Source organism: Variovorax sp. UC122_21, assembly GCF_044056785.1.
Classification (GTDB): Bacteria; Pseudomonadota; Gammaproteobacteria; order Burkholderiales; family Burkholderiaceae_C; genus Variovorax.
Window position 1 is genome coordinate 2035289 of sequence record NZ_CP172004.1, and the last position, 25208, is coordinate 2060496.

Consider the following 25208-nt stretch of genomic DNA (forward strand, 5'->3'; position numbering starts at 1 on the left):
AAGGCAGTTGGCGGGGCGGAGGGCGGCGGGTTCGGTGTTGTCGAATCGGCCGCTGTCTCCGATGCCAGGGTGCGTCAGTACAGCTTCTTGGGCAGCTGCATGCTGCGAACGCGCTTGTAGTGGCGCTTCACGGCGGCTGCCTTCTTGCGCTTGCGCTCGGCGGTCGGCTTTTCGTAGAACTCGCGGGCGCGCAGGTCGGTCAGCAGGCCGAGCTTTTCGATGGTGCGCTTGAAGCGGCGCAGGGCGACGTCGAAGGGCTCGTTTTCTTTAACGCGGATGGTGGTCATCAGGAATCGTTGATTTGAAATTTGGCCGGGGGAGGATCGAGAGCCCCAGGCCGGGGTTCCTCAACAAGAAAAAGTGTGTGGCCGTTGAGGGAAGGCCAAAGTTAGCCGGCGATTATAGCGCGTTTGCGCAGGCGTGGGCACTCGCCCAGGCCCATTGGAAGTTGTAGCCGCCGAGCCAGCCGGTGACATCGACCACTTCGCCGATGAAATACAGGCCCGGCTGCTTCGATTCCATCGTCTGGGACGACAGGTCGCGCGTGTCGACGCCGCCGGCCGTGACCTCGGCCTTCTTGTAGCCCTCGGTGCCCGAAGGCACGATCTGCCAGCGCGCGATGCGCTCGGCCAGCGCGGCCAGCGCGCGGTCGGCCGCCTCGTTGATCGGCCGCTGCAGCGCGCCGTCCTGGCCGACCCAGGCATCGGCCAGCCGCGAGGGCACCAGGGCGGCGAGCTCGTTGGCGATGCGCTTCTTCGAGCGCAGCTTGGCCTCGGCGAAGGCCGCGGCCACGTCCACGCCAGGCGCGAAATCCAGCGTGAGCGGCGCGCCAGGCTTCCAGTAGCTCGAGATCTGCAGCACGGCCGGGCCCGAGAGGCCGCGGTGGGTGAACAGCAGGTCCTCGAGGAAGGCCATCTTCTCCTTCTGGCGCCGGTCTCGATGCGCACCGGCAGCGCCAGCCCGGCCAGCTCGGCATAGGGCGCCCAGGCCTCGCCGCCGAAGGTCAGCGGCACCAGCGCCGGGCGCGGCGCCACCATGCGCAGGCCGAACTGCTCGGCGATGCGGTAGCCGAAGTCGCTGGCGCCGATCTGCGGGATCGACAGGCCGCCCGTGGCGACCACGATCTTCGGCGTTTCGATGGGCCCGCGGCTGCTCTCGATTCGATAGCTGCCGACGCTCGTCCCATCTGCGTTTTCGGCCGAGAACGTGATCTGGCCGATGCGGCAGGGCTGCCAGCGCTCGACCCCGCCGGCCGCGCATTCGGCCAGCAGCATGTCGACGATCTGCTGCGAGGAGCCGTCGCAGAACAGCTGCCCCTTGTGCTTCTCGTGGAAGGCGATGCCGTGCTTCTGCACGAGGTCGACGAACTGCTGCGGCGCATAGCGCGACAGCGCCGAGCGGCAGAAATTCGGGTTCTCGCCGATGAAATGGCGCTGCGGCGCGCGCACGTCGAGGTCGCGGTTGGTGAAGTTGGCGCGGCCGCCGCCCGAGATGCGGATCTTCTCGCCCACCTTCTCGCTGTGGTCGAGCAGCAGCACCCTGAGCCCGCGCTGGCCGGCCACGCCCGCGCAGAACAGGCCGGCGGCGCCGGCGCCGATCACCACGGCGTCGAAATGCGAGATATCGCTCACTGAAGTACCTCCGTGCTTCGCACTGCGGTGCGAGCTTGCTTGGGGCGGCCCGGCGCGGCGCTCATGGCCCGTCGGCCGCCAGCACCGGCGGCGGGTTGTACTTGAGGTGGCCCACGTAGCGCAGCGGCTGGGTGGCGGCGATCGAGGGCACGTCGCCCTCGCGCATGTGCAGCAGGTCGGCCGGGCTGACCCAGCGCGGGTCGGCGCTGGTGATCGGCAGGCCGGCCCGGTTGTAGGCCTCGAGCACGAACTGCGAGCAGAAGAACTGGTCGTCGCGGCTCGCGCCGAGCTGCACCATGGCCATGCCGCTCATGCAGTAATGGCTGACCGCGCCCGGCATCAGCGGCAGCTCGCACAGCCGGCGGTTCAGCACGAAGGGCGCGTTGAGCAGCACGCCCACGGTGTTGTAGCGCACGCCGACCTGCGACAGCGCCCAGGCACGCATGCGCTCGGCGCCGGCCGCGTCCACGCCGGGCACACGGAAGGCCACCACCATCTGTTCCTCGTCGACCACCTCGGCCAGCGCCCCGCGCGCGCACGCCGGTGCCCACGGCCTCGGCGATCCGGCCGTCGCCGAGGTAGAGCACGGCATGGCTCACGGGCGAGAAGGTGCCCAGCCGGATGCCGAAGGAGTTCACCGTGGCGATCGAGGTCAGCAGGATGTCGCCGGGCTCCAGTGCATCGGCCGCGATCAGCTCGCCGCCGTTGCCCGGCGCGATCACCGAGCTCTGCACCCGCAGGCGCAGGCCGTTGTCTTCCGATGGCAGGTCGAGGCGGGTGGCGCAGGCCCCGAGCAGCAGGGTGGCGCCCGCGGCAGCGAGGGCCGCGCAGGTCTGGCGGAACGAGCGCATCAGCCCTTCCAGAGGAACGGGAACTTCAACTGCTTGAAGAAGCCGTTGGGCACGTAGTCGCCGAGCACGCCGTACTTCTCTGGCCAGAGCCTGGTGGTCTTCACGGCCGTGCCGAAGAGGTAGTCGAGGAACGCGTAGTGCGCCGCGTAGTTCTTGTCGAGCGCTTCCTGGTCCTGGCTGTGGTGCCAGTGGTGGAAGTTGGGCGTGACGATCACGTAGCGCAGCGGGCCGAGCCGCACGCTCACGTTGCAGTGGTTGAACACCGCCTGGAAGCCCACCACCACGATGTAGGCGTCGATCACTTCCTTGCTGAAGCCCAGCACGTAGATCGGCGCCAGCACCAGCGTGCGCGTGATCAGCAGCTCGAGGATGTGCTGGCGCGAGCCGGCCATCCAGTCCATGCTCTTCACGCTGTGGTGCACCGCGTGCAGCCGCCACAGCACCGGCACCTCGTGGTAGGCGCGATGGGTCCAGTACTGCACCAGGTCGGCCACCAGGATGATCAGCAGCAGCCCGGCCCAGAACGGCAGGTTGCCGACCCAGCCGCGGATGCCGTCGTTGGCGGCCCAGCCGAACAGCTTGTGCACCATGAGGTTGGTGGCCAGCAGCACGAAGCCCACAATCATGTGGTTGACCACGAAGTGGTGGAAGTCGGTCTGCCACTCGGCGCGGAACACGGGCTGGTCCTTGCGCAGCGCGAACAGCTTCTCGATGAAGATGAAGATCAGCGAGGAGCCGAGCAGGTCGAGGATGAACCAGTCGAGGCCGATGTAGGGCGTGTTGTCGGCGAAGTCGTTGACCGGGACCTTGTGGCCGCCGAGCAGGGCCGACAGCACGATCAAGAGGAAGGCGAAGGACGAGAGCCAGCGCGTGCGGTTGAAGATGATGTTGACCAGCGAGAGGCCGCCCGAGACCACCATGGCGACGAGCAGCACCCAGCGCATGAGGTCGACGTTGTAGCTCTTGCGCAGCTCGGGCGTGCTCAGGTACTGCGGGAAGTGGAACACCAGTACGCCGAGGAAGCACAGCACCGCGAGGCTGATGGCGATGGTGCCCGTGACCATGCCCTTGCCGCGGCGCAGCTCGCCGTGGCTTTCGGCGAGTTCGTTGAGTTTGTCGATTTCCAGCATGCCCGCCTCTGTCTTGCTTTTTTGTAGGGGCGCGATTTTAGGTCGGGCGGCGCGAAAGCGGTCACCCCCTTCGGGTGGAGCGTCGCCGCAACAACGCGGCCGCCCCCAGCGCCGCCGCCATGACCAGCAGCGACACGACGGTCGTCACCGTGCCGAGGGCATAGATCGAAGGAGTGGTCACGGTCGAGGTCAGGCCCTGCAGCTCGAGCGGCAGGGTGTTGACGTCGCCGATGGCCTGCGAGGTGCGGGCGATCTCGTCCCACGAGAGGGTGAAGCCGAACATGCCGATGCCCACGATCGAGGGCCCGATCAGCGGCAGCACGACGAAGCGGAAGGTCTGCCAGGGCGTGGCGCCGAGGTCGCGCGCGGCCTCCTCGTAGGCCGGGTTGAAGCGGTTGAAGACCGCGAACATGATGAGCAGCCCGAAGGGCAGGGTCCAGGTGAGGTGGGCGCCGAGGGCGGAGCTGAACAGGCCGAGCGCGGTGCCGTAGCCCTCGAGCAGGGTGGTGGCGTCGATGGCGGTCAACAGGGCCTTGATGCCGGTGTCGAGCAGCCGGAACTGCAGGCCGATGCCCAGCGAGATGATGATCGACGGCATGATCAGGCTCGCGACCGTGACGAAGAACAGGGTGTTGCCGCCCGCGAGCTTCTTGCGGAACGCGAGGCCGGCGAGCACCGAGAGCACGACGGTGAAGCCCATGACCACGGCACCCAGCGCGAGCGAACGCCGGAACGCGGCGCCGATGTCGACCGTGCCCAGGCCCTCGGCGAGCTTGTAAAACCAGTGCAGCGAGACGCCGCGCAGCGGGAAGGTCAGGCCGCCCTCGGGGCCCTGGAAGCTCAGCACGAAGATCGTGATCATCGGGCCGTAGAGGAACAGCACGAACAGGGCGAAGACGGTGGCCAGGGGCCAGAAGCCCTTGTTGCGTTTCTCTCGGATGTGGGGGGTCATGGCAAGTCTTTTTTCGGGGTGGATGCACGGGGCACCGGGTACTCCCCTCCGCGAATGTCCCCCGCCCTTCGGGCTCCTCCTTGATTTCGCTGCGGGGAGCACCCGGTACCCCGTGCATCTGGACGCGACCGTGGTGCCCGGCCCGTCATCACCGCTGCGCCTCGCTCGCGTCGATGGGGTGCTCTGCGCAGCGAAATCAAGGAGGAGGCCGAAGGCCGGGGGACATTCGCGGAGCAGAGCACCCCGTCGGCGCGAGCGCGCCCCGCAGGTCGAAATCGGCAATGCAAGAACACCACCTAGAGCTCCTTGCGTATGTCCACCAGCCGCGTCAGCCCCCAGATGATCATCAGCACCACGGCCAGCAGGATCATCGCGTTGGCCGCCGCCAGCGGGAACTGCAGGTACGAGGTCTGCACCTGGATGATCTTGCCGATCGAGGCGATCTGCTGGCCGCCCATCACGCCGATGGTCACGAAGTCGCCCATCACGATCGTGATGACGAAGATCGAGCCGATCAGGATGCCCGTGCGCGACAGCGGCACCACCACGTTCCACAGCGTCTGCCAGCCCGAGGCGCCCGCGTCGTTCGCGGCCTCGAGCAGCGAGCGGTCGATGCGCATCATGCTGTTGAAGATCGGCACGATCATGAACATCGTGTAGAGGTGCACGAAGGCCAGCACCACCGAGAAGTCGGAGAACAGCAGCCACTCCACCGGCTGCTGCACCAGCCCCAGGCCCATCAGCGCCTGGTTCACCAGCCCGTTGCGGCCCAGAAGCGGCACCCACGAGATCATGCGGATCACGTTCGAGGTCCAGAACGGCACCGTGCACAGCACGAACAGCACCGTCTGCATCGTCGACGAGCGCACGTGGAAGGCCAGGAAGTAGGCCACCGAGAAACCGATCAGCAGCGTGATGCCCCAGACCAGCAGGCAGAACTTGAAGGTGCTCAGGTAGGTGTTGAGCGTCACGCAGAGGTCGCCGTTGTCGGTCAGCCGCGAACAGCCCTCGAACAGGCTCAGGTAGTTGCGCAGCGTCAACGCCGGGATCAGCTCGTACTCGTTGAAGTTCCACAGGCTCACCATCGCCACCAGCGCCAGCGGAACCAGGAAGAACAGCAGGAACACCAGCGCGAACGGCGCCGCCTGCCACCATGCCTTCACGGCATGCAGCGGCTCGGTGGCGGCGTTCGCGCGGGCGGCGGGTGCGCTCACGGGATCAGGCCGCGACGAACTCGTTCCATTTACGGACCATGTACTCGTTCTCGTCCATCACCGCGTTCCAGCAGGCGATGCCGCCCATGCGCTGCTCGTAGCTGCCGCCGTCGCGCACCGCGCCGGCCTTGGCGATCACGTCGCCCTGCGGGCTCTTGATGTCCTGCGCCGCGGGCTTGCCCTCCATCCAGTAGGCCCACTCGTAGGCTTCCATCTTGGACTTCGCCGTGTCGAGCACCGCGCTGTAGTAGCCCTGGCGGTTGAGGTAGGCGCCGGCCCAGCCGTCGAGGAACCAGTTGATGAACTCGTAGGCCGCGTCGAGCTTCTTGCCCGACAGCGTGGCCGGCAGGCCGAAGCCCGAGGCCCAGGCGCGATAGCCTTCCTTGAGCGGCTGGAAGGTGCAATCGATGCCCTTGCTGCGCACGGCCGTCACGGCCGGCGACCACATCGACTGGATCACGACCTCGCCCGAGGCCATCAGGTTCACCGATTCGTTGAAGTCCTTCCACAGCGCGCGGAACTGGCCGGCCTTCTTGGCTTCGATCAAGGTCTTGATCGTGAGGTCGATCTCGGCCTTGGTCATGTTGCCCTTGTCGGCGTACTTGTGGATGCCCTTGGCCTCCACCACCATCGCCGCGTCCATGATGCCGATCGAGGGAATGTTGAGGATCGCGGTCTTGCCCTTGAATTCGGGGTTCAGCAGCTCGGCCCAGGAGCCGATCGGGCGCTTGATCAGGTCGGGCGGATGCCCAGCGTGTCGGCGTTGTAGGTGGTCGGGATCAGCGACATGAACTGCGTGGCCGACTTGGCGAAGGCCTTGCTCTTCTCGCCCTCGAGGTAGATCACCTTCACGGGCGCCGTGCCCTGGTCGCCGACCTTCTTGCCCGCCACCTCGCCCTTGGTGAACAGCGAGGTGATCTTGTCGGCGTTCTTCACGCGCTTGCTGTCGATGCCCTTGAGGTTGCCGGTCGGCACGATCTTCTTGAGCGAGAAGAACTCGGTGTCGATCAGGTCGAAGCTGTTGGGCGCCGTCACCGCGCGCTTGGTCACGTCGTCGGTGGTCACGGCCACGTACTGGATCTCGATGCCGGTGTCGGCCTTGAACTTCTCGGCGATCGCCTTGTCCTGGTTCACTGCCGTGCCGAGGTAGCGCAGCACCACCTTGTCCTGCGCATGCACGAAGGGCGCGATGCCCGTGGCCAGGATGCCGGCCGTGCCTTGCAGCAAGGTGCGGCGCTTGAGTCCGAGGGTGGAGTCGAGGGTGTCGGTCATGCTGAGTCTCCTGAAAGAAAGGGGAGGAACGCGGAAGGGAAGAAAGAAAAGAGGGGGCTCAGAGCGTCATCGCGATCGCCGCCGTGTCGTCGCGCAGCGCGGCCGTGGGCTCCGGCGTGCGCTCGCCCGGCGGCTTCGCGCCCGGCCCGAGCACGCGCGCATCGGCGTCGGCCCACGACAGCCGCACGGCCTCGCCGAGCGCGTACGGCTTTGCGAGGAACGCGGCCTCGCCGAGCTGCACCGACACGTTCGCGCGACCGGGCGCGGCCGCGTCGAGCGCGAGGCCCAGCAGCACGTAGGTGCCCTGGTATTCGACGTCGGTGACGGTGGCGGCGAGGCCCTCGGCCGTCTCGGCGGCCGGCGCGATCCGCATGCGGTCGTTGCGCACCGCGATCGGGCCGGCGGGCGTGTCGAGCACGTTGTGGCCGCCCATGAAGCGCGCCACGAATTCGCTGGCCGGATGGTTGTAGACCGCGTGCGGCGAGCCGACCTGCTCGATCACACCGTGGTTCATCACCACCATGGTGTCGGCCAGCGCCATTGCCTCTTCCTGCGAGTGCGTGACGTGCACGAAGGTCAGGCCCAGCTCCTTCTGCCAGCGCCGCAACTCGGCGCGCATCTGGATGCGCAGGAAGGGGTCGAGCGCCGACAGCGGCTCGTCGAGCAGCAGCACGCGCGGCTCGGTGATGAGCGCGCGCGCCAGCGCCACGCGCTGCTGCTGGCCGCCCGAGAGCTCGCCGGGCTTGCGCGCGGCCAGGTGGCCCATCGCGACGCGCTCGAGCAGCGCATTGGCGCGCTGCTGGCGCTCGGCCTTGGCCACGCCCTTCATCTTGAGGCTGAAGGCCACGTTGTCGGTGGCTGACAGGTGCGGGAACAGCGCGAAGCTCTGGAACATCATCGCCGTGCCGCGCGCGGCGGCCGGCAGGTCGGTGATGTTGCGGTTGTCGAGCAGGATGTCGCCGCTGGTCACCGACTCGTGGCCCGCGATCATGCGCAGCGTGGTGCTCTTGCCGCAGCCCGAAGGGCCGAGCAGGCAGCAGTAGCTGCCGCTGGCGATGCGCAGGTCGATCCGATCGACGGCGGCCGGGGTGCCCGGGGCGTAGCGCTTGCTCAGCGCGACGATCTCGATGGCGGCGGGGACGGGCGTGGCGACGGCATTCATTGCCCGTGGCCGAGCACGATCCATGCCCGCGGCGGCCGCGCTGCGCCGCCTCTACGCCTTAGGGCGTACGGCGCGCACGGCGCGTGCGGGGATCAGGTGCCGAAGCGGTTCGCGTCCGCGGGCAGGCCGGCGGCGGCCAGGCCGCGCAGCACGTCGCCCACCACGATCACCGCCGGGCTCGCGAGGCCGGCCTCGGCGATGGCGCGCTGCAGCCGGCCCAGCGTGGTCGCGACATGGCGTTGCTGCGGCAGGCTCGCATGCTGGATCACGGCCACCGGCGTGCTGGCCGGCAGGCCGTGCAGCAGTTCGCGCTCGATGTGGGCCGCGCCCGACACGCCCATGTAGATCACCAGCGTGAGCCGCGCGCCGTGCGCGGTCGCGGCCAGCGTGCGCCAGTCGGTCGGGTCGTCGGCGGCGCCGGCGCCCGTCTTCGCATGGCCGGTGACGAACACCACGCCCTGCGCATGGTCGCGGTGCGTGAGCGGCACGCCCAGCGCGGTGACGGCCGCGAGGCCGGCCGTGATGCCGTTGACCACCGCGCATTCGATGCCGGCCTCGCGCAGGTGCTCGACCTCCTCGCCGCCGCGGCCGAAGATGAAGGGATCGCCGCCCTTGAGCCGCACCACCGTCTCGCCCTCGCGCACCGCGGTGATCATCAGCCGCTCGATGAAGGCCTGCGGCGTGCTCTTGCAGCCGCCGCGCTTGCCCACGTGCACGATGCGCGCATCGGGCCGGGCATAAGCCTGCACGATGGCGTCGTTCACGAGGTCGTCGACCAGCAGCACCGTGGCGGCCTGGATCGCCTTCACGGCCTTGACGGTCAGCAGCTCGGGGTCGCCCGGGCCGGCGCCCACCAGCGTGCAGCGGCCGGCGATGAGGGAGGGGGTGGGGGCGTTGGTTGTCATGCGTGGGATGCCAGTTGCGTGATGTGCCGGACCTGCGTAGTGATCGCTGCGGGCACGGGAGCTCGCCCGCCAGCACGCGGCGCGTGTAGTCGGCCGTGGTCGCGACGTCGATGTCCTTCGGCAGGCCGGGCACCTCGGGGTCGGTGCCGGGCTGCTGGGCCTGCAGCTCGGTGCGCACGCCGCGCACGAAGCCGTCGATCTGGGCAGTGCGGCGCGGGTCCGACACGACCTCGCCCTCGAGGCCGCGCGACAGCAGCGCCGTCATGCCGGTGAGCTCGAAGGTGGCGGCCATGACGCGCGCGTATTCGGGATGGGTGTAGCTGCCGACCACCACGCAGGCGCCGGCGCCGGGCTGCATCAGCTTGACCACGCTGTGGCCCGGGTTGCGCAGGCCGACCACGCGGCGCACGTCGAGCAGCCGCTTGAGGCCCGGGCTCATCAGCTCGGTGGCGGCGAAGGCGACCTCGCCGGCGGCGATTTCCCGCACCGCGGCCAGCGGCGCGGTGCCCAGCGCCTCGAGCACGTTGGAGGCCAGCACGCGCGCGGTTTCGGTGGCGCTGCCGTGCACCAGCACCGGCAGCCCCTCGCGCGCCAGCAGCAGCGCCAGCAGCGGCGTGAGCACCGGCAGCTTGCGCGCGCCGTTGTAGCTGGGCAGCACGACCAGCGCCCGCTCGCTGGCGGGAAAGCGCGCCAGCCGCGCATGCGTGGCGTCGAGGAAGCCGGCCATCTCCTCGGGCGTTTCGCCCTTGATCCGCATCGCGAGGCAGAAGCCGCCGATCTCGAGGTCGGTGACGGTGCCGTCGAGCACCTGGCCGAACAGGTCGCAGGCCTGTTCGCGCGACAGCGGCCGGGCGCCGCGCGCGCCCCGGCCGATTTCCTTGATGTAGTGGCTGATTCCCATGGGTAGGCGGATTGTCCCGCAAGGCTTATGCCGGAATGAGAGTTCGCTTATGCCTGTCCTGGACGCGGGGGCTTGTGCTCCCTCCCCCGCTGGGGAGGGCTGGGGTGGGGGCACCGGGCGATGGATGCGTGCGTAACGATGGAACGGCCCGGTGCCCCCATCCCGGCCTTCCCCCAGCGGGGGAAGGAGCAAGGCAGGACACGGCTCACGCCAGCGCCTCCACCGGAGTCGAGCGCACCCGCCGCTTGAGCTCGGGAATGCACGAACCGCAGTTGGTGCCGCATTTCAGCGCCCCCTGCAGCGCGGCCAGCCGTTCCGCGGGCGAGCCGTCGCAGCGCCGCAGCTGGCGCTCGATCGCGAGGTCGGTGACGTTGAAGCAGGTGCAGACCGGCTTGCCGCGCGACTGCACCGCCACCGGCGCGCGCGCACCGGGCGACAGCAGCAGCCGGCCGTAGTCCTGCGCCGGCAGCTCCTCGCGCAGCACGGTGGCGATCCAGGCCTCGGCGCTGGTGTCGCCGCCCAGCAGGAACGCTTCGAGCCGCGCGCCGTCGGCCCGGCGCGCCAGCCGCGCCGCGCGGCGCTGGCCGCGGCGGCGGTCGGCATAGCGCAGGGTGTCGGGCGCCTGCAGGCCCAGCAGGCCCTCGATGCGCGAGAGCAGGGCGTCGTCGGGCGCCTCGTAGGCGGCGGCGCGGAACAGCAGGCCGCCGCGGCTGCCGTCCGCGCCCGAGAAGGGTACGCAGGCCGCGAACGGAAAGGCCGCCATCAGCGCCTGCAGCGCGCGGCGCGCGGCCAGCGCGTCGTCGTCGGGCAGCCAGGCCATGGCCAGCAGCGACCAGGGCAGCTCGGCCTTGAGGATCTTGACCGGCACGTGCTTGAGCTCGGGCTGCTTCGAGATGGGGCAGTACGCCGGCGTGGTGACGGCATTGATGCCCGCCAGCGGCGTGCCGGTGGAGGACGAGCCGCCCAGGTACTCGCCGCCCCAGTGCATCGCGACGAAGGCCTGGTCGGGCGCGATCTCCTCGCTGGCGCGCGCGGGCAGCAGGATCGAGCCGCGCCTGGAGCTCAGGTGCACCAGGTCGCCCTCGCGCAGCGCGCGCCGCGCCATGTCCTGCGGGTTCATCTGCACCGCGGGCTCGGCCACGTGGCCGAACAGCCGGCCGACGTTGCCGGTGCGGCTCATGCCGTGCCACTGGTCGCGCAGCCGGCCGGTGTTGAGCGAGAACGGCCAGCGCGGCTCGCGCGGCTCGGCCAGCGGGCGGTGGACGGTGTCGACGAAGCGCGCTCGGCCGTCGGGCGTGGGGAACACGCCGTCTTCGTAGAGGCGCGCGCGGCCGGCCGTCTCGCCCTCGCGCAGCGGCCATTGCTGCGGGCCGGCGTGCTCGAGCATCGCCCAGCTCAGGCCGGTGATGTCGAGGTCGCGCCCGCGCGTCGATTCGCGGTGCTCGTTCCAGACCGATTCGGCGTTCTCGTAGGGGAACAGCGTGGCCGCGCGGCCCAGCCTCGCCTCGAGCCGGCGCGCGAATTCGGCCGCGATCGACCAGTCGTGGCGCGCTTCGCCGGCCGGCGGCACGGCGGGGCGCACGCGCGAGATGCGGCGCTCGCTGTTGGTCACCGTGCCTTCCTTCTCGCCCCAGGTGGTGGCCGGCAGCAGCAGGTCGGCATAGGCGCAGGTGGCGGTGGTGGCGAAGGCTTCCTGCACCACCACGAACTCGGCGCGCTCGAGCGCGCGGCGCACCGTGGCCTGGTCGGGCATGGACTGGGCCGGGTTGGTGCAGGCGATCCAGAGCGCGCGGATCTCGCCGTCGGCCGCGGCCTGGAACATCTCGACCGCCGTCTTGCCGGGCCGCGCGGGCACCGAGGGCACGCCCCAGAGCGCCGCCACCTCGGCGCGGTGCGCGGGGTTCGCGAGGTCGCGGTGCGCGCTCAGCAGGTTCGCGAGGCCGCCGACCTCGCGCCCGCCCATCGCATTGGGCTGGCCGGTCAGGGAGAACGGCCCCGCGCCCGCGCGCCCGATCTGGCCCGTGGCCAGGTGCAGGTTGATCAGCGCGGCATTCTTCGCGGTGCCGCTCGAGGACTGGTTGAGTCCCTGGCAGTACAGGCTCAGCGTGGCCGGCGAGGCGGCGAACAGCCGGGCCGCCTCGAACAGCTGCTCGGTCGACAGGCCGCAGACCCGCGCCACCGTCTCGGGCGTGCAGTTGCCCACCGTGGCCTTGAGCGCCTCGAAGCCGCTGGTGCGGGCCGCGATGTAGCCGGCGTCGATCCAGCCTTCGCGCAGCATCAGGTGCAGCATGCCGTTGAACAGCATCACGTCGGTGCCCGGCAGCAGCGGCAGGAACAGGTCGGCGATCTCCACCGTGTCGGTGCGGCGCGGGTCGGCCACCACGATCTTCAGCGCCGGGTTGGCGGCCTTCGCGTCCTCGATGCGGCGAAACAGGATCGGATGGGCCCAGGCGGTGTTGCTGCCGACGATGAACAGGCACTGGGCATGCCGCAGGTCGTCGTAGCAGGCAGGCGGCGCGTCGGCGCCCAGCGTCTGCTTGTAGCCGGCCACCGCGCTGCTCATGCACAGGCGCGAGTTGGTGTCGATGTTGTTGGTGCCGACCAGGCCCTTGGCGAGCTTGTTGAAGACGTAGTAGTCCTCGGTCAGCAGCTGGCCCGAGACGTAGAAGCCGACCGCGTCGGGCCCGTGGGCCTGCACGATGCCGGCGAAGCGCCCGGCCGCCTGGTCGAGCGCCGTGTCCCAGTCCAGCGGCTGCGGCGCCTCGCCGCGGCGCGCGCGCTGCATCGGGCGCAGCAGCCGCGTCTGGCGCGTGATCGGCGCGCTGGCCGTCAGGTGCAGGGTCGAGCCCTTGGTGCACAGGCGGCCGAAGTTGGCCGGATGGTCGGGGTCGCCGCGCACGCCGGTGATCTGCGCACCCTCGGACTCGATGATCACGCCGCAGCCGACGCCGCAGTAGGGGCAGGTGGAGCGGGTGTCGGTCATGCGGCCGCCTTGGGTTCGCCGGCGGGGACCGCTTCGTTCTCGCCACCGGCATCGCCCGTGGCCGCCTCGCCGAACATCAGCCGGTCGCGGATCTCCTGCACGCTGCGCCCCTCGCGCACCAGCTCGTAGTACCAGCTGCCGTCCACCGTGTCGCCGTAGAGGCAGGCGCCCACCAGCTTGTCGTCCTTGAGCACCAGCTTCTTGTAGACGCCGCCGAAGGGATCGCTCATCACGATCTCCTCCGTGCCTTCGCCGCCCATGAACTCGCCCGCGCTGAACAGGTCGATGCCCGTGACCTTGAGCTTGGTCGAGGTCAGCGAGCCCTGGTAGCGGCCGATGCCGAACTGCGCGAGGTGGTTGGCCGCCACCTTGGCCTGCTCGAACAGCGGCGCCACCAGGCCGTAGGCGATGCCGCGGTGCGCCGCGCATTCGCCGACCGCGTAGATCCGCGCATCGGTCACGGTCTGCAGCGTGTCGGTGACCACGATGCCGCGGTGGCAATGCAGCCGCATGCGCTCGGCCAGCTCGACGTTGGGGCGGATGCCCACGGCCATCACGACCAGGTCGGCCGGGACCTCGGTGCCGTCCTTGAAGCGTATCGCGGTGACGCGGCCCTGTTCGCCGCCGACGAGTTCCTGGGTCTGCGCGCCCATGCGGAACTTCAGGCCGCGTTCCTCGAGCGACTGCTGCAGCAGCCGGGCCGCGGCCTCGTCGAGCTGGCGTTCCATGAGCCAGGGCATGACGTGCACCACCGTCACCTCCATGCCGCGCCGCATCAGGCCGTTGGCGGCCTCCAGGCCCAAGAGGCCGCCGCCGATCACCACCGCGTGGCGGTGCGTGCGCGCGGTCTCGATCATGCAGTCGGTGTCGGCGATGTCGCGGTAGGCGATCACGCCCTCGAGATCCTTGCCGGGCACCGGCAGCATGAAGGGGGTGGAGCCGGTGCAGACCAGCAGGCGGTCGTAGGCGGCCTCGGTGCCGTCGTCGGCGCGCACGATGCGCTTCACGCGGTCGACCTCGACCACCTTCCTGCCGGCATGCACCGCGATGCCGTGGTCGCGGTACCAGTCCCAGCCGTTGAGCACGATCTCGTCGAGCGTCTGCTCGCCCGCGAGCACCGGCGACAGCATGATGCGGTTGTAGTTGGGATGCGGCTCGGCGCCGAACACCGTGATGTCGTAGAGGCCGGGCGCGATCTTCAGCAGCTCCTCGAGCGTGCGCACGCCGGCCATGCCGTTGCCGATCAGCACGAGTTTCATCTTCTCCATGGGGCCCTGCCTTTCTGCGAACTGGGGGACATCAAGCGAGCGCGTGCTCATCGCGCGCGGTCAGAATCGCGCCATGAGCTTCGAGGTGGACATCGGCTACAGCAGCCAGCGCGGCCCGCGCGAGGCCAACGAGGACTTCGCCGGCGCGGTGCATGCCCCGCCGGGCGACGAGGCGCGCGGGCTGATCGCGGCCATCGCCGACGGCGTTTCGGCCGGCGGGCGCGGCCGCGAGGCGGCGCAGACCACGGTGATGGGCCTGCTGGCCGACTACTTCGCCACGCCCGCCACCTGGGAGCCGACCGCCGCGCTCGACCGGCTGATCGGCGCGCAGAACGGCTGGCTGGCCGACCACAACCGCCGGCGCCAGGGAGCGAAGGGCGAGGAGGGCGGCGCCGCCCTCACCACGCTGACCGCGCTGGTGCTGCACGGCCAGGGCTACACGCTGGCCCACGTGGGCGACACGCGCGCCTGGCGCGTGCGCGCCGGCGAGGCCGCCGCCGTGCCGCTGACGCAGGACCATGCCTTCGACCATCCCGACCTGCGCAGCCGGCTCACGCGCGCCATCGGCCTCGACGACCAGGTGCGCGTCGACTACCTGCAGGGCGACCTGCGCGTGGGCGACTGCTTCGTGCTGAGTTCCGACGGCGTGCATGGCGTGCTCGACGCGCGGCGACTGGCCGCGCTGGCGCTGCAAGGCGATGCCGAGGCAGCGAGCGAGGCGCTGGTGAACGCGGCGCTCGATGCCGGCACGCGCGACAACGCGACCGCGCTGGTGATCCGCGTGCTGGGGCTCGACGCGCGCCGGCTCGACGACGAGCTCGGCGATGGCCGCCGGCTCGCACCGCCGCCCGCGCTCAAGGTGGGCGAGGCGCTCGACGGCTACGTGGTGACCGCGCTGGTGGCCGACACCGGCGTGCACCTGCTCTACCAGGCGCGCGATCCCGTCACGCGCGCGCTGGTCGCGCTCAAGACCCTGCATCCCGCGCGCGCCGGCGACCCGCAGGAGCGCGCGATGCTCGCGCACGAGGCCTGGCTCGGGCTGCGCGTGGGCGGCGACGGCTTCGTGCGGGCGCACGAGCGCGCGGCCGATGCCAGCGCGCTCTACATCGTGTTCGACTGGCATGGCGGCCGCACGCTCGAGCAGCTGCGCAAGGCCGATCCGCGCGGTGCCGTGGCCGAGGTGGTGGCGGCCGCCATCGCATGGAGCCGCGCGCTCGGCCGGCTGCACCGCCAGGGCGTGGTGCATCGGGACATCAAGCCCGGCAACCTGCACCGCGGCGACGACGGGCGCTGGCGCATCCTCGACCTGGGCGTGGCGCTGTCGGGCCGCGAGAGCGCGGCGCAGCGCGAGCTGCATGCCGGCACGCCGAGCTACATCAACCCCGAACAGTGGGAGGAGGGCGGCACGGCCGACGCGGGCAGCGACCTGTTCGCGCTCGGCGTGACCCTCTACCAGTGGCTCACCGGCCACCTGCCCTACGGCGAGATCGAGCCCTACCAGGTGGGGCGCTACCGGCGCGACCCTGTGGCGCTGTCGCGCCTGCGGCCCGACGTGCCGATCTGGCTCGACCACCTGGTGCGCAAGGCCGTGGCGCGCGATCCGCGCGAACGCTTCGAGACCGCCGAGGAGCTGCTGCTCGCGCTCGAGCGCGGCGCCTCGCGCCCGGTGGGCGCGCCCGTCGCCACGCCGCTGATCCGCCGCGATCCGCTGGCGCTCTACCAGCTCGCGCTCGGCGTGTCGGTGCTGTTCAACCTGCTGCTGGTGGTGTGGCTGCTGTTCCTGCCACGCTGAGAGCCGCCATCCCCGTTCGGGCCGGGCTTGTCGAAGCCGTGCGCGCCGTGGGTACAGCCCTTCGACAGGCTCAGGGCGAACGGAGGGGATGTTCACGCGGTCCTCCGGTGCGAGGCGGCCGCCGGTGCCGGTGCCGGCGCCACGCGCGCCCGGCCGCCCTTCTCGGCCCAGGTGCGGGTCCAGCGGATCTGCATCACGCGCATCACGCCCAGCATCACGAGCGACAGCACCGCGAAGAAGACGAAGCCCCAGAGGTAGCTGCCCAGGTACTGCTTCGACAGGCCCATGGCGTTCGGCACCAGGCCGCCGCCCAGGGCGCCGATCTCGCCGATCATCGAGCCGGCCACCGCGGTGCTCAGCGGCCAGCGCAGCGGCACCAGCTGGAACAGCGCGCCGTTGCCCGCGCCCAGCGCCGCGAAGCAGACGATCAGCAGCAGGGTGGTGAGCACCAGCGAGCCCGAAGCCAGGCCCACGAGCGCCAGCGCCACGGCCACCACCAGCAGCACCACCGTCAGCGTGTTCACGCCGCCCCAGCGGTCGGAGATCCAGCCGCCGGCGATGCGCACCGCCGCGCCCATGAAGGCCGCGAGCATGGTGAGCTGGCCCGCCTGCACCTTGCTGACGCCGAACTGGTCGTAGTAGTACGAGGGCAGGAAGGTCGTGAGGCCGATGAAGCCGCCGAAGGTCACGCCGTAGATCAGGCTGAACACCCAGCCGTCCTTCTCGAACAGGCAGGCGATGTGCTCGCGGAAGCTCGAATGCGCGTTCACGTCGGGCGGTTCCTTGGCGAACACCACCATCACCACCATCGGGATCAGGATCGCGCCCGCGGCCACGCCGTAGACCGCCTGCCAGCCCAGCCACTGCGCGAGCGGCGGCGCGATCAGCACCGACACCGCCGTGCCCACGTTGCCCGCGCCCACCAGGCCCATCGCCAGGCCCTTGTGCTGCGGCGGGAACCAGCCCGAACCGAGCGACAGCGCCACGCCGAAGCTCGCGCCCGCGATGCCCAGCAGCACGCCCATGGCCAGCAGGTCGTTGAAGCTGCGCACGAAGAAGAAGCCGAACAGCATCGCCACCGCGATCAGCGCCATCTCGACCAGCGTGGCCTTCTTGCGGCCGATGTACTGCGACAGGATGCCGAGCGGGAAGCGCATGAGCGCGCCCGCGATGATCGGCACCGAGAGCATCAGCCCCTTCTGCGCCGGCGAGAGGTCGAAGCTCTCGCCGATGAAGGGCGCCATGGCGCCGTTGAGCACCCAGATGCAGCAGGAGAACGAGAAATACAGGAAGGCCGCGAACAGTGTCGGGCCGTGGCCTGAGCGCAAGAAATTCCTGAAACCGGGCATGGTGTTCGTGGGTGCGAAAAGCCGCGGCCCGGCCCTGTGGAGACCGAGTCGACGGACGGGGGTGGGACGGGGGAGCCGGCGGCGCGGGCCGTCGGCATGAAGGGTGTAGCCGGCATCGTTGCTGCCGGAACGGACGCAGGAGCCTGCGGCCTCACCAAAGCGGTGCTTCGTTACACCGCGGTCCGTTTCATGCAAGACGCATGCCGCGCACGAAAGACGCGACGGGCATCGGCCCTCGCCTATGCTCGCGGTGCCCGTCCCCACGTCCTTCGACCGATGTCCCTTCTCGTTGTTCTTCCCGATGAACCCGGCCCGCCCACCTTGCCCGCGGCGATGGGCGCCGCGCTGGCCGAGGCCGGCATCGAGCTGCTCGGCTGCACGGACCTGCCGGGCTTCGCGCGCGAAGCCGAAGCGCTCGCGCCGCGCCAGGTGCTGGTCTGCACGGCCGCGCCGACGCATGCGCTGCTCGAGGTGCTGCGCGCCTGGTCGGGCCTGCCGCCCTGCGCGCTGAGCCTGGCGAGCGCGCCGCTCGATGGCGCGCGGCACGAGGAACTGGCCGCGCTCGGCGTGCATGCCTGGTCGCCGTTCGAGTCGCTCGAGACGTTCGATGCGGCATCGCTGCTGGCGCTGCTCGCGCGCGCGCAGGCCCGCTGGCAGCGCGAGCACGCGCTGCGCACCGAGTTGGAGAACCTGCGCACCCGGATGGACGAGCGCAAGTGGGTCGACCGCGCCAAGGGCTTGCTGATGTCCGCGCGCGGCATCGGCGAGGACGAGGCCTTCGGCCTGATTCGCGGCGCCGCGATGCATGCGAACCTGCGGCTCGGCGAGGTCTCGCGCTCGGTCATCGAGGCCGCGCAGTGGGCCGAGGCGATCAACCGCGCGGGCCAGCTGCGCATGCTCTCGCAGCGGCTGGTGCGGCTGGCCGCGCAATTGCTGGGCGGCATCGACGTGCAGCGCGCGCGCGTGCTGCGCACGCAGTCGGCCGAACGGGTGCAGAGCAACCTCGATCACCTCGCGACCCTCGGCCTGCAGGCGGCCGGCGCCCTGGCGCTGGCCGAGGCGCGGGCGGCCTGGACCGTGCTGTCGACCGCGCTCGCCGCGCGCCCCAGCGCCGCGGGGCTGGCCGACATCGACCATCGCGCCGAGGTGCTGCTCGCGGCCGCCGAGGCGCTGACCGAGGCGCTCGAAGCCTCGGGCGCGCGGCGCGCGCTGCGCATCGTCAACATCTGCGGCCGCCAGCGCATGCGCGCCCAGCGGCTGGCCAAGGACGCGCTGCTGGCCTCGGCGCTCGAGCAGCAGGCCGCCCAGGCGCGGCTGCTGCCGACCATGGACGAGTTCGAGGCCGCGCTGCTCGAACTCGAGCGCGCGCCGCTGAGCACCGCGGAGATCCGCGCCGGGCTCGCGAGCGCGCGCGACGAATGGCTACGGCTGGTGGGCGGCGTGCGCGCGCTCGAGAGCGCCGACGGCCGCGCCGCGCTGGTGCGCTCGAGCGAGGCGCTGGTCGACACCTTCGAGAGCCTCACGGCCTCGTACGAGCACAGCCTCCAGGTCATCATGTCGTGATGCGCCCGGGGGCCGCGTCGCGGTTCAGGCCGCTGCCTTCTCCACGTGCCCCTGCCGCGTGTAGAGGAAGTCGATCACGGCCTTGCGCGCATGCACGTAGGCCGGGTCCTCCGCGAGCTCGACGCGGTTGCGCGGGCGCGGGATGTCGACCGCGAGCACCTCGCCGATGGTGGCGGCCGGGCCGTTGGTCAGCATCACGATGCGGTCGCTCAGCAGCACGGCCTCGTCCACGTCGTGCGTGACCATCACGACCGTGCTGCGGGTCTTCTGCACGATGGCCAGCAGCTCGTCCTGCAGCTTGGCGCGCGTGAGGGCGTCGAGCGCGCCGAAGGGCTCGTCCATCAGCAGCACCTTGGGTTCCATCGACACGCGCGCGCGCGATGCCCACGCGCTGCTTCATGCCGCCCGAGATCTCGCCGGGGCGCTTCTGCGCGGCTGGCGTGAGGCCGACCAGCGCCAGTGCCGCATCGGTGCGCGCGCGCAGCTGGGCCTTGTTCTCGGTGGCGGCGAACACGCGCTCGACCGCGAGGTAGACGTTCTCGAAGCAGGTGAGCCAGGGCAGCAGCGAGTGGTTCTGGAACACCACGGCGCGCTCGGGGCCCGGGCCTTTGATTTCCTTGTTGGCGCACAGCAGCGCGCCGGCGGTGGGCGTGGTGAGGCCGGCGATCAGGTTCAGCAGCGTGGACTTGCCGCAGCCCGAGTGGCCGATCAGCGTGATGAACTCGCCCTTGGCCACACCGAGGTGCACGTCGCGCAGCGCGACGAAGCGGCCCTTGGGCGTCTTGAAGGCCTGCTCGACGCCGTGGATCTCGATGTACTTCGACTCGTCGATCATGATTTCACCTCTTCGAACGTGAAGGCCGTCGCGAGCTTGATCAGCGCGAACTCGAGCACCAGGCCGACGATGCCGATCACGAAGATCGCGATGATGATGTTGGCGACGTTGAGGTTGTTCCACTCGTCCCAGACCCAGAAGCCGATGCCCACGCCGCCGGTCAGCATCTCGGCCGCCACGATCACCAGCCAGGCGGTGCCCACGGCCAGCCGCACGCCGGTCAGCATGTAGGGCAGCACGGCCGGGAACAGGATCTTGGTGAGGATCTTCCATTCGCTGAGGTTCAGCACCTTGGCCACGTTCATGTAGTCGCTCGGCACGCGCTGCACGCCCACGGCGGTGTTGATCACCATCGGCCAGATCGAGCAGATGAAGATGGTCCAGATCGCGGCCGGGTTGGCGCCCTTGAACACCAGGAGGCCGATCGGCAGCCAGGCCAGCGGCGAGACCGGGCGCAACAGGCTGATCAGCGGATTGAACATGCGCGCAAGGAACTCGAAGCGCCCGATCGCGAAGCCGGCCGGAATGCCGACCAGCGCCGCGAGGCCGAAGCCCAGCGCCACGCGCTGCAGCGAGGACAGCACGTTCCAGCCCACGCCCTGGTCGTTGGGTCCCTTGCTGTAGAAGGGATCGCTGAACACCGTGAGCGCCTGCTGCCAGACCGCCAGCGGCGAGGGAAAGCCGGTGGTGCTGCGCATGGCCACGATCTCCCACACCAGCAGCAGCAGGCCGAAGCCCGCGAGCGGCGGCAGCACGCGCATCCAGAAGGCGCGCAGGTCGAGCGGTGTGCGTGTCCGCGTCTCGCGCACGGGGCGAACGGGCGCCGCGGTGGCGGCGACCGGCTTGGCCGTGATGGCCGGGGCCGACGGCGCTGCGACCGCCTCGAGCGGCGAATGGAAGACTGCGCTGACCATGGTGTTCTCCCTATGCATGAAGCTTGAAGGACTCGGCGTACTTCTTCGGGTCCTTGCCGTCCCAGACCGAACCGTCGAACAGCTTGCTGCTGCGCATCGGGTCCTTGGGCACCGGCGTCTGCGTGGCGGCGGCGGCCTGCTTGTAGATGTCGATGCGGTTGATCTCGGTCGCGACCTTGAGGTAGTCGGGATGCTCCTTGAGCAGGCCCCAGCGCTTGTGCTGCGTGAGGAACCACATGCCGTCGGACAAGTAGGGGAACGTGACCGCGCCGCCGTTGTAGAACTTCATGTGGTTGGGGTCGTCCCAGCTCTTGCCCAGGCCGTTGACGTAGCGGCCGAGGATGCGCTGGTTGATCGCGTCCACGCTGGTGTTGACGTAGCTCTTGTCGGCGATGGTCTCGGCCATCTTGTTCTTGTTCTGCAGGCCGGTGTCGATCCACTTGCCCGCCTCGAGCACGGCGGCGGTCACGGCGCGCGCGGTGTTCGGGTACTTCTTCGCGAACTCGGCCGTGGTGCCGAGCACCTTCTCGGGATGGTCCTTCCAGATGTCCTGCGTGGTGATGGCCGTGATGCCGATGCCGTCCATGATCGCGCGCTGGCCCCAGGGCTCGCCCACGCAGTAGCCGTCCATGTTGCCCACGCGCATGTTGGCCACCATCTGCGGCGGCGGCACGGTGATGTTCTTGACGTCCTTGAACGGGTCGATGCCGGCCGAGGCGAGCCAGTAGTAGAGCCACATCGCGTGGGTGCCGGTGGGGAAGGTCTGGGCGAAGGTGTATTCGCGCTTCTCGCTGGCGATCAGCTTGGCGAGCGAGGCCGCGTCGACCGCGCCCTTGTCGGCCAGCTTCTTCGACAGCGTGATCGCCTGGCCGTTGTTGTTGAGGGTCATGAGCACGGCCATGTCCTTCTTCGGGCCGCTCAGGCCCAGGTGCATGCCGTAGACCAGGCCGTAGAGCACGTGGGCCATGTCGAGGTCGCCGTTGGCCAGCTTGTCGCGCACGCCGGCCCAGCTCGCCTCCTTGCTCGGCACGATCTTCACGCCGTACTTCTTGTCGATGCCCAGCACCGAGGCCATCACCACGCTGGCGCAGTCGGTCAGCGGAATGAAGCCGATCTTCACTTCCTCCTTCTCGGGCTTGTCGGAGCCCTGGGCCCAGACGGCGGCGCGCAGCGCGGGATCGATCCCGGCGGCGCCGATGGCGGCGGCCTGCAGCACGCGGCGCCGGCTCAGTTTGGTTTGCAGCGTATCGGACATGGGGCGGACTCCAGCTGAAGAGAAAGGAGGAAGACAAAAACGAAAAGGCGTCCTCACCGCCGCAGGGGGCTGCTCGCAAACGAGCCAGCCCCGCGGGATAAGGACGCCTTTGTCCGGGTCGGTGGACGGCCCCCGCCATTGGGGGCCCTCTGCCTGGAGGCCCGAAGGCCTCATGAACTGTCTTGAGCAAAGCGCGTGCCAGCCTCGGCGCGCGTGGTTTGCTATGGCTTTGCTAGCTCGATGCGCCGTATGGGTGCGCCCGGGCCCTCGATTCGGTGGGGAGGGGCGGCCGGCGCGTCGGCAGGCACGCTTGTTGTGCACTGCACCAGGGCGGACCGATCAGCGTGGCAGGTAGTCGGCCATCGCGAGCACCGACTCGGCCACGTCGACCAGCCGGCGGTTCTGGTTCATCGCGGTCTGGCGCAGCATCTTGTGCGCTTCTTCCTCGCTCATCCGGCGGTGCGCCATCAAGAGGCCCTTGGCGCGCTCGACCAGCTTGCGCTCGTTGAGCGAGGCGCGCACGGTCTCGAGCTCGTCGCCCATGGCCTGCAGCCGGCGCGACTGGGCTTGGACCATGTCGAGCACCGAGCGCTCGAGCGTGCGGCCGTAGAGCGTGGCCGCTTCGGGCGCCGCCGGGCGCGCGGCGGGCGGCACCGGCGCCAGCACGTCGTCGAAGAATCGCTCGCCGTCGTCGCGCGGCGCCAGGGTGTCGAGCAGGCGCTGGTATTCCTCGAGCTCGTGCCGCGCCTGTTCGGTCTTGTGGCCGCACTGCAGGCGCAGGTCGCAGGCCAGCCGGTCCTCGACGGTGCGCATGGCGTCGATGCGCGCGCTGCAGCAGTCGAACCAGGCCTGGCTCAGCCGTGGATCGGGCAGGCCGCCCGCGGGCGCCGCGCCCGGATGCACGGTGCCGATGCGGCGCATGCGCTCGAGCTCGGCCAGCGTGCTGTCGCTCTGGCTCTGGCGCCACAGCGCGAGCAGCGCGGGGTTCGAGAACTCGGTGAAGACCTGGAAGCAGCGCTCCTGCGACTCGACCAGGTGCAGCCACTGGGCGCGCTGGGCGTCGTCGACGCGGCCCATGGCGAGGGCGGCGGCGCCGAGGGCGCGTTCCTGGCCCGCGAACTCCTTGCCCTGCATGAAGTTGAACAGCGCCACCAGCAGGCGCGATATCTCGGGGTCGGTGGCGCCGTCGGCCGCTTCGAACACCACCGACAGCAGCCCCGCGACCAGCTTGGCGAAGGCCGCGGTGGCCTGCGCGGGCTGCAGTTCGAGCGCGGCGATGCGCCGGCGCAGGGCCGGCAGGCCATCGAGGCCCGGCAGCACCCAGGCGATGCGGCTGAACAGCCGCGTGTGGTTGCCGTCGCCCGCGCGGCCCTGCGCCTCGGCCTCGAGCCGGTCGAAGCCCAGCCGCACCGCCTGCTCGAGCGCCATGCATTCGGCGATCTGCGGATCGCGCTGCGCGGCGAAGCGCGCCCCGCGCGAGGCCAGGAACACGTTCGACATGCCGCGCTCGCGCTGCAGCGCATGCACGAGCCGGCCCACGGCGCCGACCAGCTCGCTGGTGCGCGCGAGCTGCTCGAGCGCGTCGATCTCGCTGCGCCGCGCGGCGATCAGGAAGTGCAGGCCGGATTTCATGGGGTGCCGGACCATGTGCAACATCCGTGCCGTACCCCCGCGCCAGCAACCCCTACCGCCCGCCGCCTACACTCCCGGCCATGCTGCTTCTAGGAATCGAATCCTCCTGCGACGAGACCGGCGTGGCGCTGGTCGAGTCGCATGGCGACGCGCTGCCGGTGCTGTGCTCGCATGCGCTGCACAGCCAGATCGCGATGCACCAGGCCTATGGCGGCGTGGTGCCCGAACTCGCGAGCCGCGACCACATCCGCCGCGTGCTGCCCTTGACCGATGCCGTGATGGCCGAGGCCGGGCGCACGCTGGCCGAGGTCGACGTGGTCGCCTACACGCGCGGCCCCGGCCTCGCGGGCGCACTGCTCGTGGGCGCGGGCGTGGCCTGCGCGCTGGGTGCGGCGCTCGGCAAGCCGGTGCTGGGCGTGCACCACCTCGAGGGCCACCTGCTGTCGCCGTTCCTGAGCGCCGACCCGCCCGAGTTCCCCTTCGTGGCGCTGCTGGTCTCGGGCGGCCACACCCAACTGATGCGGGTGGACGGCGTGGGCCGCTACGAGCTGCTCGGCGAAACCATCGACGACGCGGCCGGCGAGGCCTTCGACAAGAGCGCCAAGCTCATGGGCCTGCCGTACCCCGGCGGCCCCTGGCTCGCCAAGCTGGCCGAGGGCGGCGATCCGGCGGCCTTCAAGCTGCCGCGCCCGCTGCTGCACAGCGGCGACCTCGACTTCTCCTTCGCCGGCCTCAAGACGGCCGTGCTCACGCAGGCCAGGAAGCTCGGCGACGCACTCGAGGCGCGCAAGCCCGACCTCGCTGCTTCCACGCAGGCGGCGATCGTCGAGGTGCTGCTGAAGAAATCGCTGGCCGCGCTCGACCAGGCCGGCCTCAAGCGTTTGGTGGTGGCCGGCGGCGTGGGCGCGAACCGCATGCTGCGCGAGCAGCTCAATGCCGCCTGCGCCAAGCGCGGCGTGCGCGTGCACTACCCCGAGCTGCACCTGTGCACCGACAACGGCGCGATGATCGCGATGGCCGCGGCGATGCGGCTGCAGTCGGGGCTGTCGCAGCCCACCGAGCGCTATGCCTTCGACGTGAAGCCGCGCTGGCCGATGGCCTCGCTGTCGGCGGACCTGCCCGCCACCGCCTGAGAACGCCCATGAAAAAGCCCGCGCGGCTCGTCGCCGCGCGGGCTTTTTCGCAGCTCGGTTGCGCTTGGATCAGTTGATCTGCAGCTGCGAGACCTGGCTGACCGGCACCACCTTGGCGAGCTTCAGGGTCAGCACGCCGTTCTCGAGCTTGGCTTCGCTCGCAGCGGCGTCGATGTCCAGCGGCAGCTCGTAGGCGGCCTTGAACTGGCGCTTGGCGTCGGCCTTGCTCTCGATGCGGACCACGGCGCCTTCGATGCCGATGCTCAGGTCCTCGCGGGCGAAGCCGGGCACGTCGAGCGACAGGGTCCAGCTCTTGTCGTCCTGCTCGACCAGCGGCGAGCGGCGCGCGGTGCCGGCGAAGGCATCGTTCACGAAGCGTTCGAAGGCGCGGTCATGGGCGCGGGGGGTGAAGCGGGTGGCGCGGAGGGCGGGTGCGAAAAACATGGAAGTACTCCTGAATGAACAC

At 70.3% G+C, this 25208-nt stretch carries 17 protein-coding genes and 5 pseudogenes; 3 read left to right on the top strand and 19 right to left on the bottom strand.

All coding sequences use genetic code 11. The annotated features are described in order from the left end of the window. Positions 1-74: 74 nt before the first annotated feature. The 13 genes and pseudogenes from rpsU to ACHMXE_RS22035 form a co-directional block, all read right to left on the bottom strand. A complete protein-coding gene (rpsU, locus tag ACHMXE_RS21975) occupies positions 75-287 on the bottom strand; it encodes a 30S ribosomal protein S21 (RefSeq protein WP_007833691.1) in 213 nt (70 codons plus the stop codon). 112 nt (positions 288-399) lie between these two features. Next, a pseudogene (locus tag ACHMXE_RS21980) lies at positions 400-1631 on the bottom strand (NAD(P)/FAD-dependent oxidoreductase). Positions 1632-1692: 61 nt separating this feature from the next. Further along, positions 1693-2223 carry a hypothetical protein gene (locus ACHMXE_RS21985; protein WP_395351251.1) on the bottom strand — a complete coding sequence of 177 codons (531 nt, stop codon included), beginning with the start codon at positions 2221-2223 and terminating at the stop codon, positions 1693-1695. A 258-nt stretch (positions 2224-2481) separates the two neighbouring features. Continuing rightward, a complete protein-coding gene (locus ACHMXE_RS21990) occupies positions 2482-3612 on the bottom strand; it encodes a sterol desaturase family protein (protein ID WP_203201933.1) in 1131 nt (376 codons plus the stop codon). 61 nt (positions 3613-3673) lie between these two features. Next, entirely contained in the window at positions 3674-4564 is an 891-nt protein-coding gene (locus ACHMXE_RS21995) for an ABC transporter permease (protein ID WP_395351252.1), read from the bottom strand. A gap of 296 nt (positions 4565-4860) precedes the next feature. Then, positions 4861-5778, bottom strand: coding sequence for an ABC transporter permease (locus ACHMXE_RS22000; RefSeq protein ID WP_395351253.1), 918 nt, complete (start codon positions 5776-5778; stop codon positions 4861-4863). 4 nt (positions 5779-5782) lie between these two features. After that, positions 5783-6526 (bottom strand): annotated as a pseudogene (locus tag ACHMXE_RS22005) (PotD/PotF family extracellular solute-binding protein); the annotation flags it as partial. Next, positions 6511-7050: a hypothetical protein gene (locus tag ACHMXE_RS22010; RefSeq protein WP_395351254.1), complete on the bottom strand. Its 540-nt coding sequence runs from the start codon at positions 7048-7050 to the stop codon at positions 6511-6513. The pseudogene ACHMXE_RS22005 and the gene ACHMXE_RS22010, both read right to left, overlap by 16 nt. A 58-nt stretch (positions 7051-7108) precedes the next feature. Next, positions 7109-8212 (bottom strand): ABC transporter ATP-binding protein, encoded by a 1104-nt coding sequence (locus ACHMXE_RS22015; protein ID WP_395351255.1) that lies wholly within the window; start codon positions 8210-8212, stop codon positions 7109-7111. Between the two features lie 92 nt (positions 8213-8304). Continuing rightward, positions 8305-9117: a uroporphyrinogen-III C-methyltransferase gene (gene cobA, locus ACHMXE_RS22020; RefSeq protein WP_395351256.1), complete on the bottom strand. Its 813-nt coding sequence runs from the start codon at positions 9115-9117 to the stop codon at positions 8305-8307. Continuing rightward, a pseudogene (ybiB, locus tag ACHMXE_RS22025) lies at positions 9114-10018 on the bottom strand (DNA-binding protein YbiB). The gene cobA and the pseudogene ybiB overlap by 4 nt, the downstream one beginning before the upstream one ends. Positions 10019-10223: 205 nt before the next feature. Continuing rightward, positions 10224-13001, bottom strand: coding sequence for a molybdopterin-dependent oxidoreductase (locus ACHMXE_RS22030; RefSeq protein ID WP_395351257.1), 2778 nt, complete (start codon positions 12999-13001; stop codon positions 10224-10226). A gap of 2 nt (positions 13002-13003) precedes the next feature. Then, positions 13004-14269: pseudogene (locus ACHMXE_RS22035) on the bottom strand (NAD(P)/FAD-dependent oxidoreductase); the annotation flags it as partial. Positions 14270-14342: 73 nt separating this feature from the next. Between ACHMXE_RS22035 and ACHMXE_RS22040 the strand changes: the two are divergent. Next, positions 14343-16061: a protein kinase gene (locus tag ACHMXE_RS22040; protein WP_395351259.1), complete on the top strand. Its 1719-nt coding sequence runs from the start codon at positions 14343-14345 to the stop codon at positions 16059-16061. A 92-nt stretch (positions 16062-16153) separates the two neighbouring features. Here the strand turns inward: ACHMXE_RS22040 and ACHMXE_RS22045 are convergent, their stop codons facing one another. Continuing rightward, positions 16154-17410 carry a nitrate/nitrite transporter gene (locus ACHMXE_RS22045; protein ID WP_395351261.1) on the bottom strand — a complete coding sequence of 419 codons (1257 nt, stop codon included), beginning with the start codon at positions 17408-17410 and terminating at the stop codon, positions 16154-16156. Positions 17411-17686: 276 nt separating this feature from the next. Here ACHMXE_RS22045 and ACHMXE_RS22050 point away from each other — a divergent pair, with 276 nt between their 5' ends. Next, positions 17687-18973 carry an ANTAR domain-containing protein gene (locus tag ACHMXE_RS22050; protein ID WP_395351263.1) on the top strand — a complete coding sequence of 429 codons (1287 nt, stop codon included), beginning with the start codon at positions 17687-17689 and terminating at the stop codon, positions 18971-18973. A gap of 24 nt (positions 18974-18997) precedes the next feature. Here ACHMXE_RS22050 and ACHMXE_RS22055 read toward each other — a convergent pair. From ACHMXE_RS22055 to ACHMXE_RS22070, 4 genes and pseudogenes are all read right to left on the bottom strand, one after another. Next, a pseudogene (locus tag ACHMXE_RS22055) lies at positions 18998-19808 on the bottom strand (ABC transporter ATP-binding protein). Next, complete coding sequence (ntrB, locus tag ACHMXE_RS22060) at positions 19805-20722, bottom strand: nitrate ABC transporter permease (protein WP_395351265.1); 918 nt, start codon at positions 20720-20722, stop codon at positions 19805-19807. Before ntrB ends, ACHMXE_RS22055 begins: the two are co-directional and overlap by 4 nt. Before the next feature lie 10 nt (positions 20723-20732). After that, complete coding sequence (locus tag ACHMXE_RS22065) at positions 20733-21977, bottom strand: CmpA/NrtA family ABC transporter substrate-binding protein (RefSeq protein ID WP_395351268.1); 1245 nt, start codon at positions 21975-21977, stop codon at positions 20733-20735. 339 nt (positions 21978-22316) lie between these two features. Then, a complete protein-coding gene (locus ACHMXE_RS22070) occupies positions 22317-23609 on the bottom strand; it encodes a nitrate- and nitrite sensing domain-containing protein (RefSeq protein ID WP_395351270.1) in 1293 nt (430 codons plus the stop codon). A gap of 80 nt (positions 23610-23689) precedes the next feature. Here ACHMXE_RS22070 and tsaD point away from each other — a divergent pair, with 80 nt between their 5' ends. Continuing rightward, complete coding sequence (tsaD, locus tag ACHMXE_RS22075) at positions 23690-24742, top strand: tRNA (adenosine(37)-N6)-threonylcarbamoyltransferase complex transferase subunit TsaD (protein WP_395351272.1); 1053 nt, start codon at positions 23690-23692, stop codon at positions 24740-24742. A gap of 69 nt (positions 24743-24811) precedes the next feature. Here the strand turns inward: tsaD and ACHMXE_RS22080 are convergent, their stop codons facing one another. After that, a complete protein-coding gene (locus ACHMXE_RS22080; protein WP_093339397.1) occupies positions 24812-25186 on the bottom strand; it encodes an Hsp20/alpha crystallin family protein in 375 nt (124 codons plus the stop codon). Positions 25187-25208: the final 22 nt, after the last annotated feature.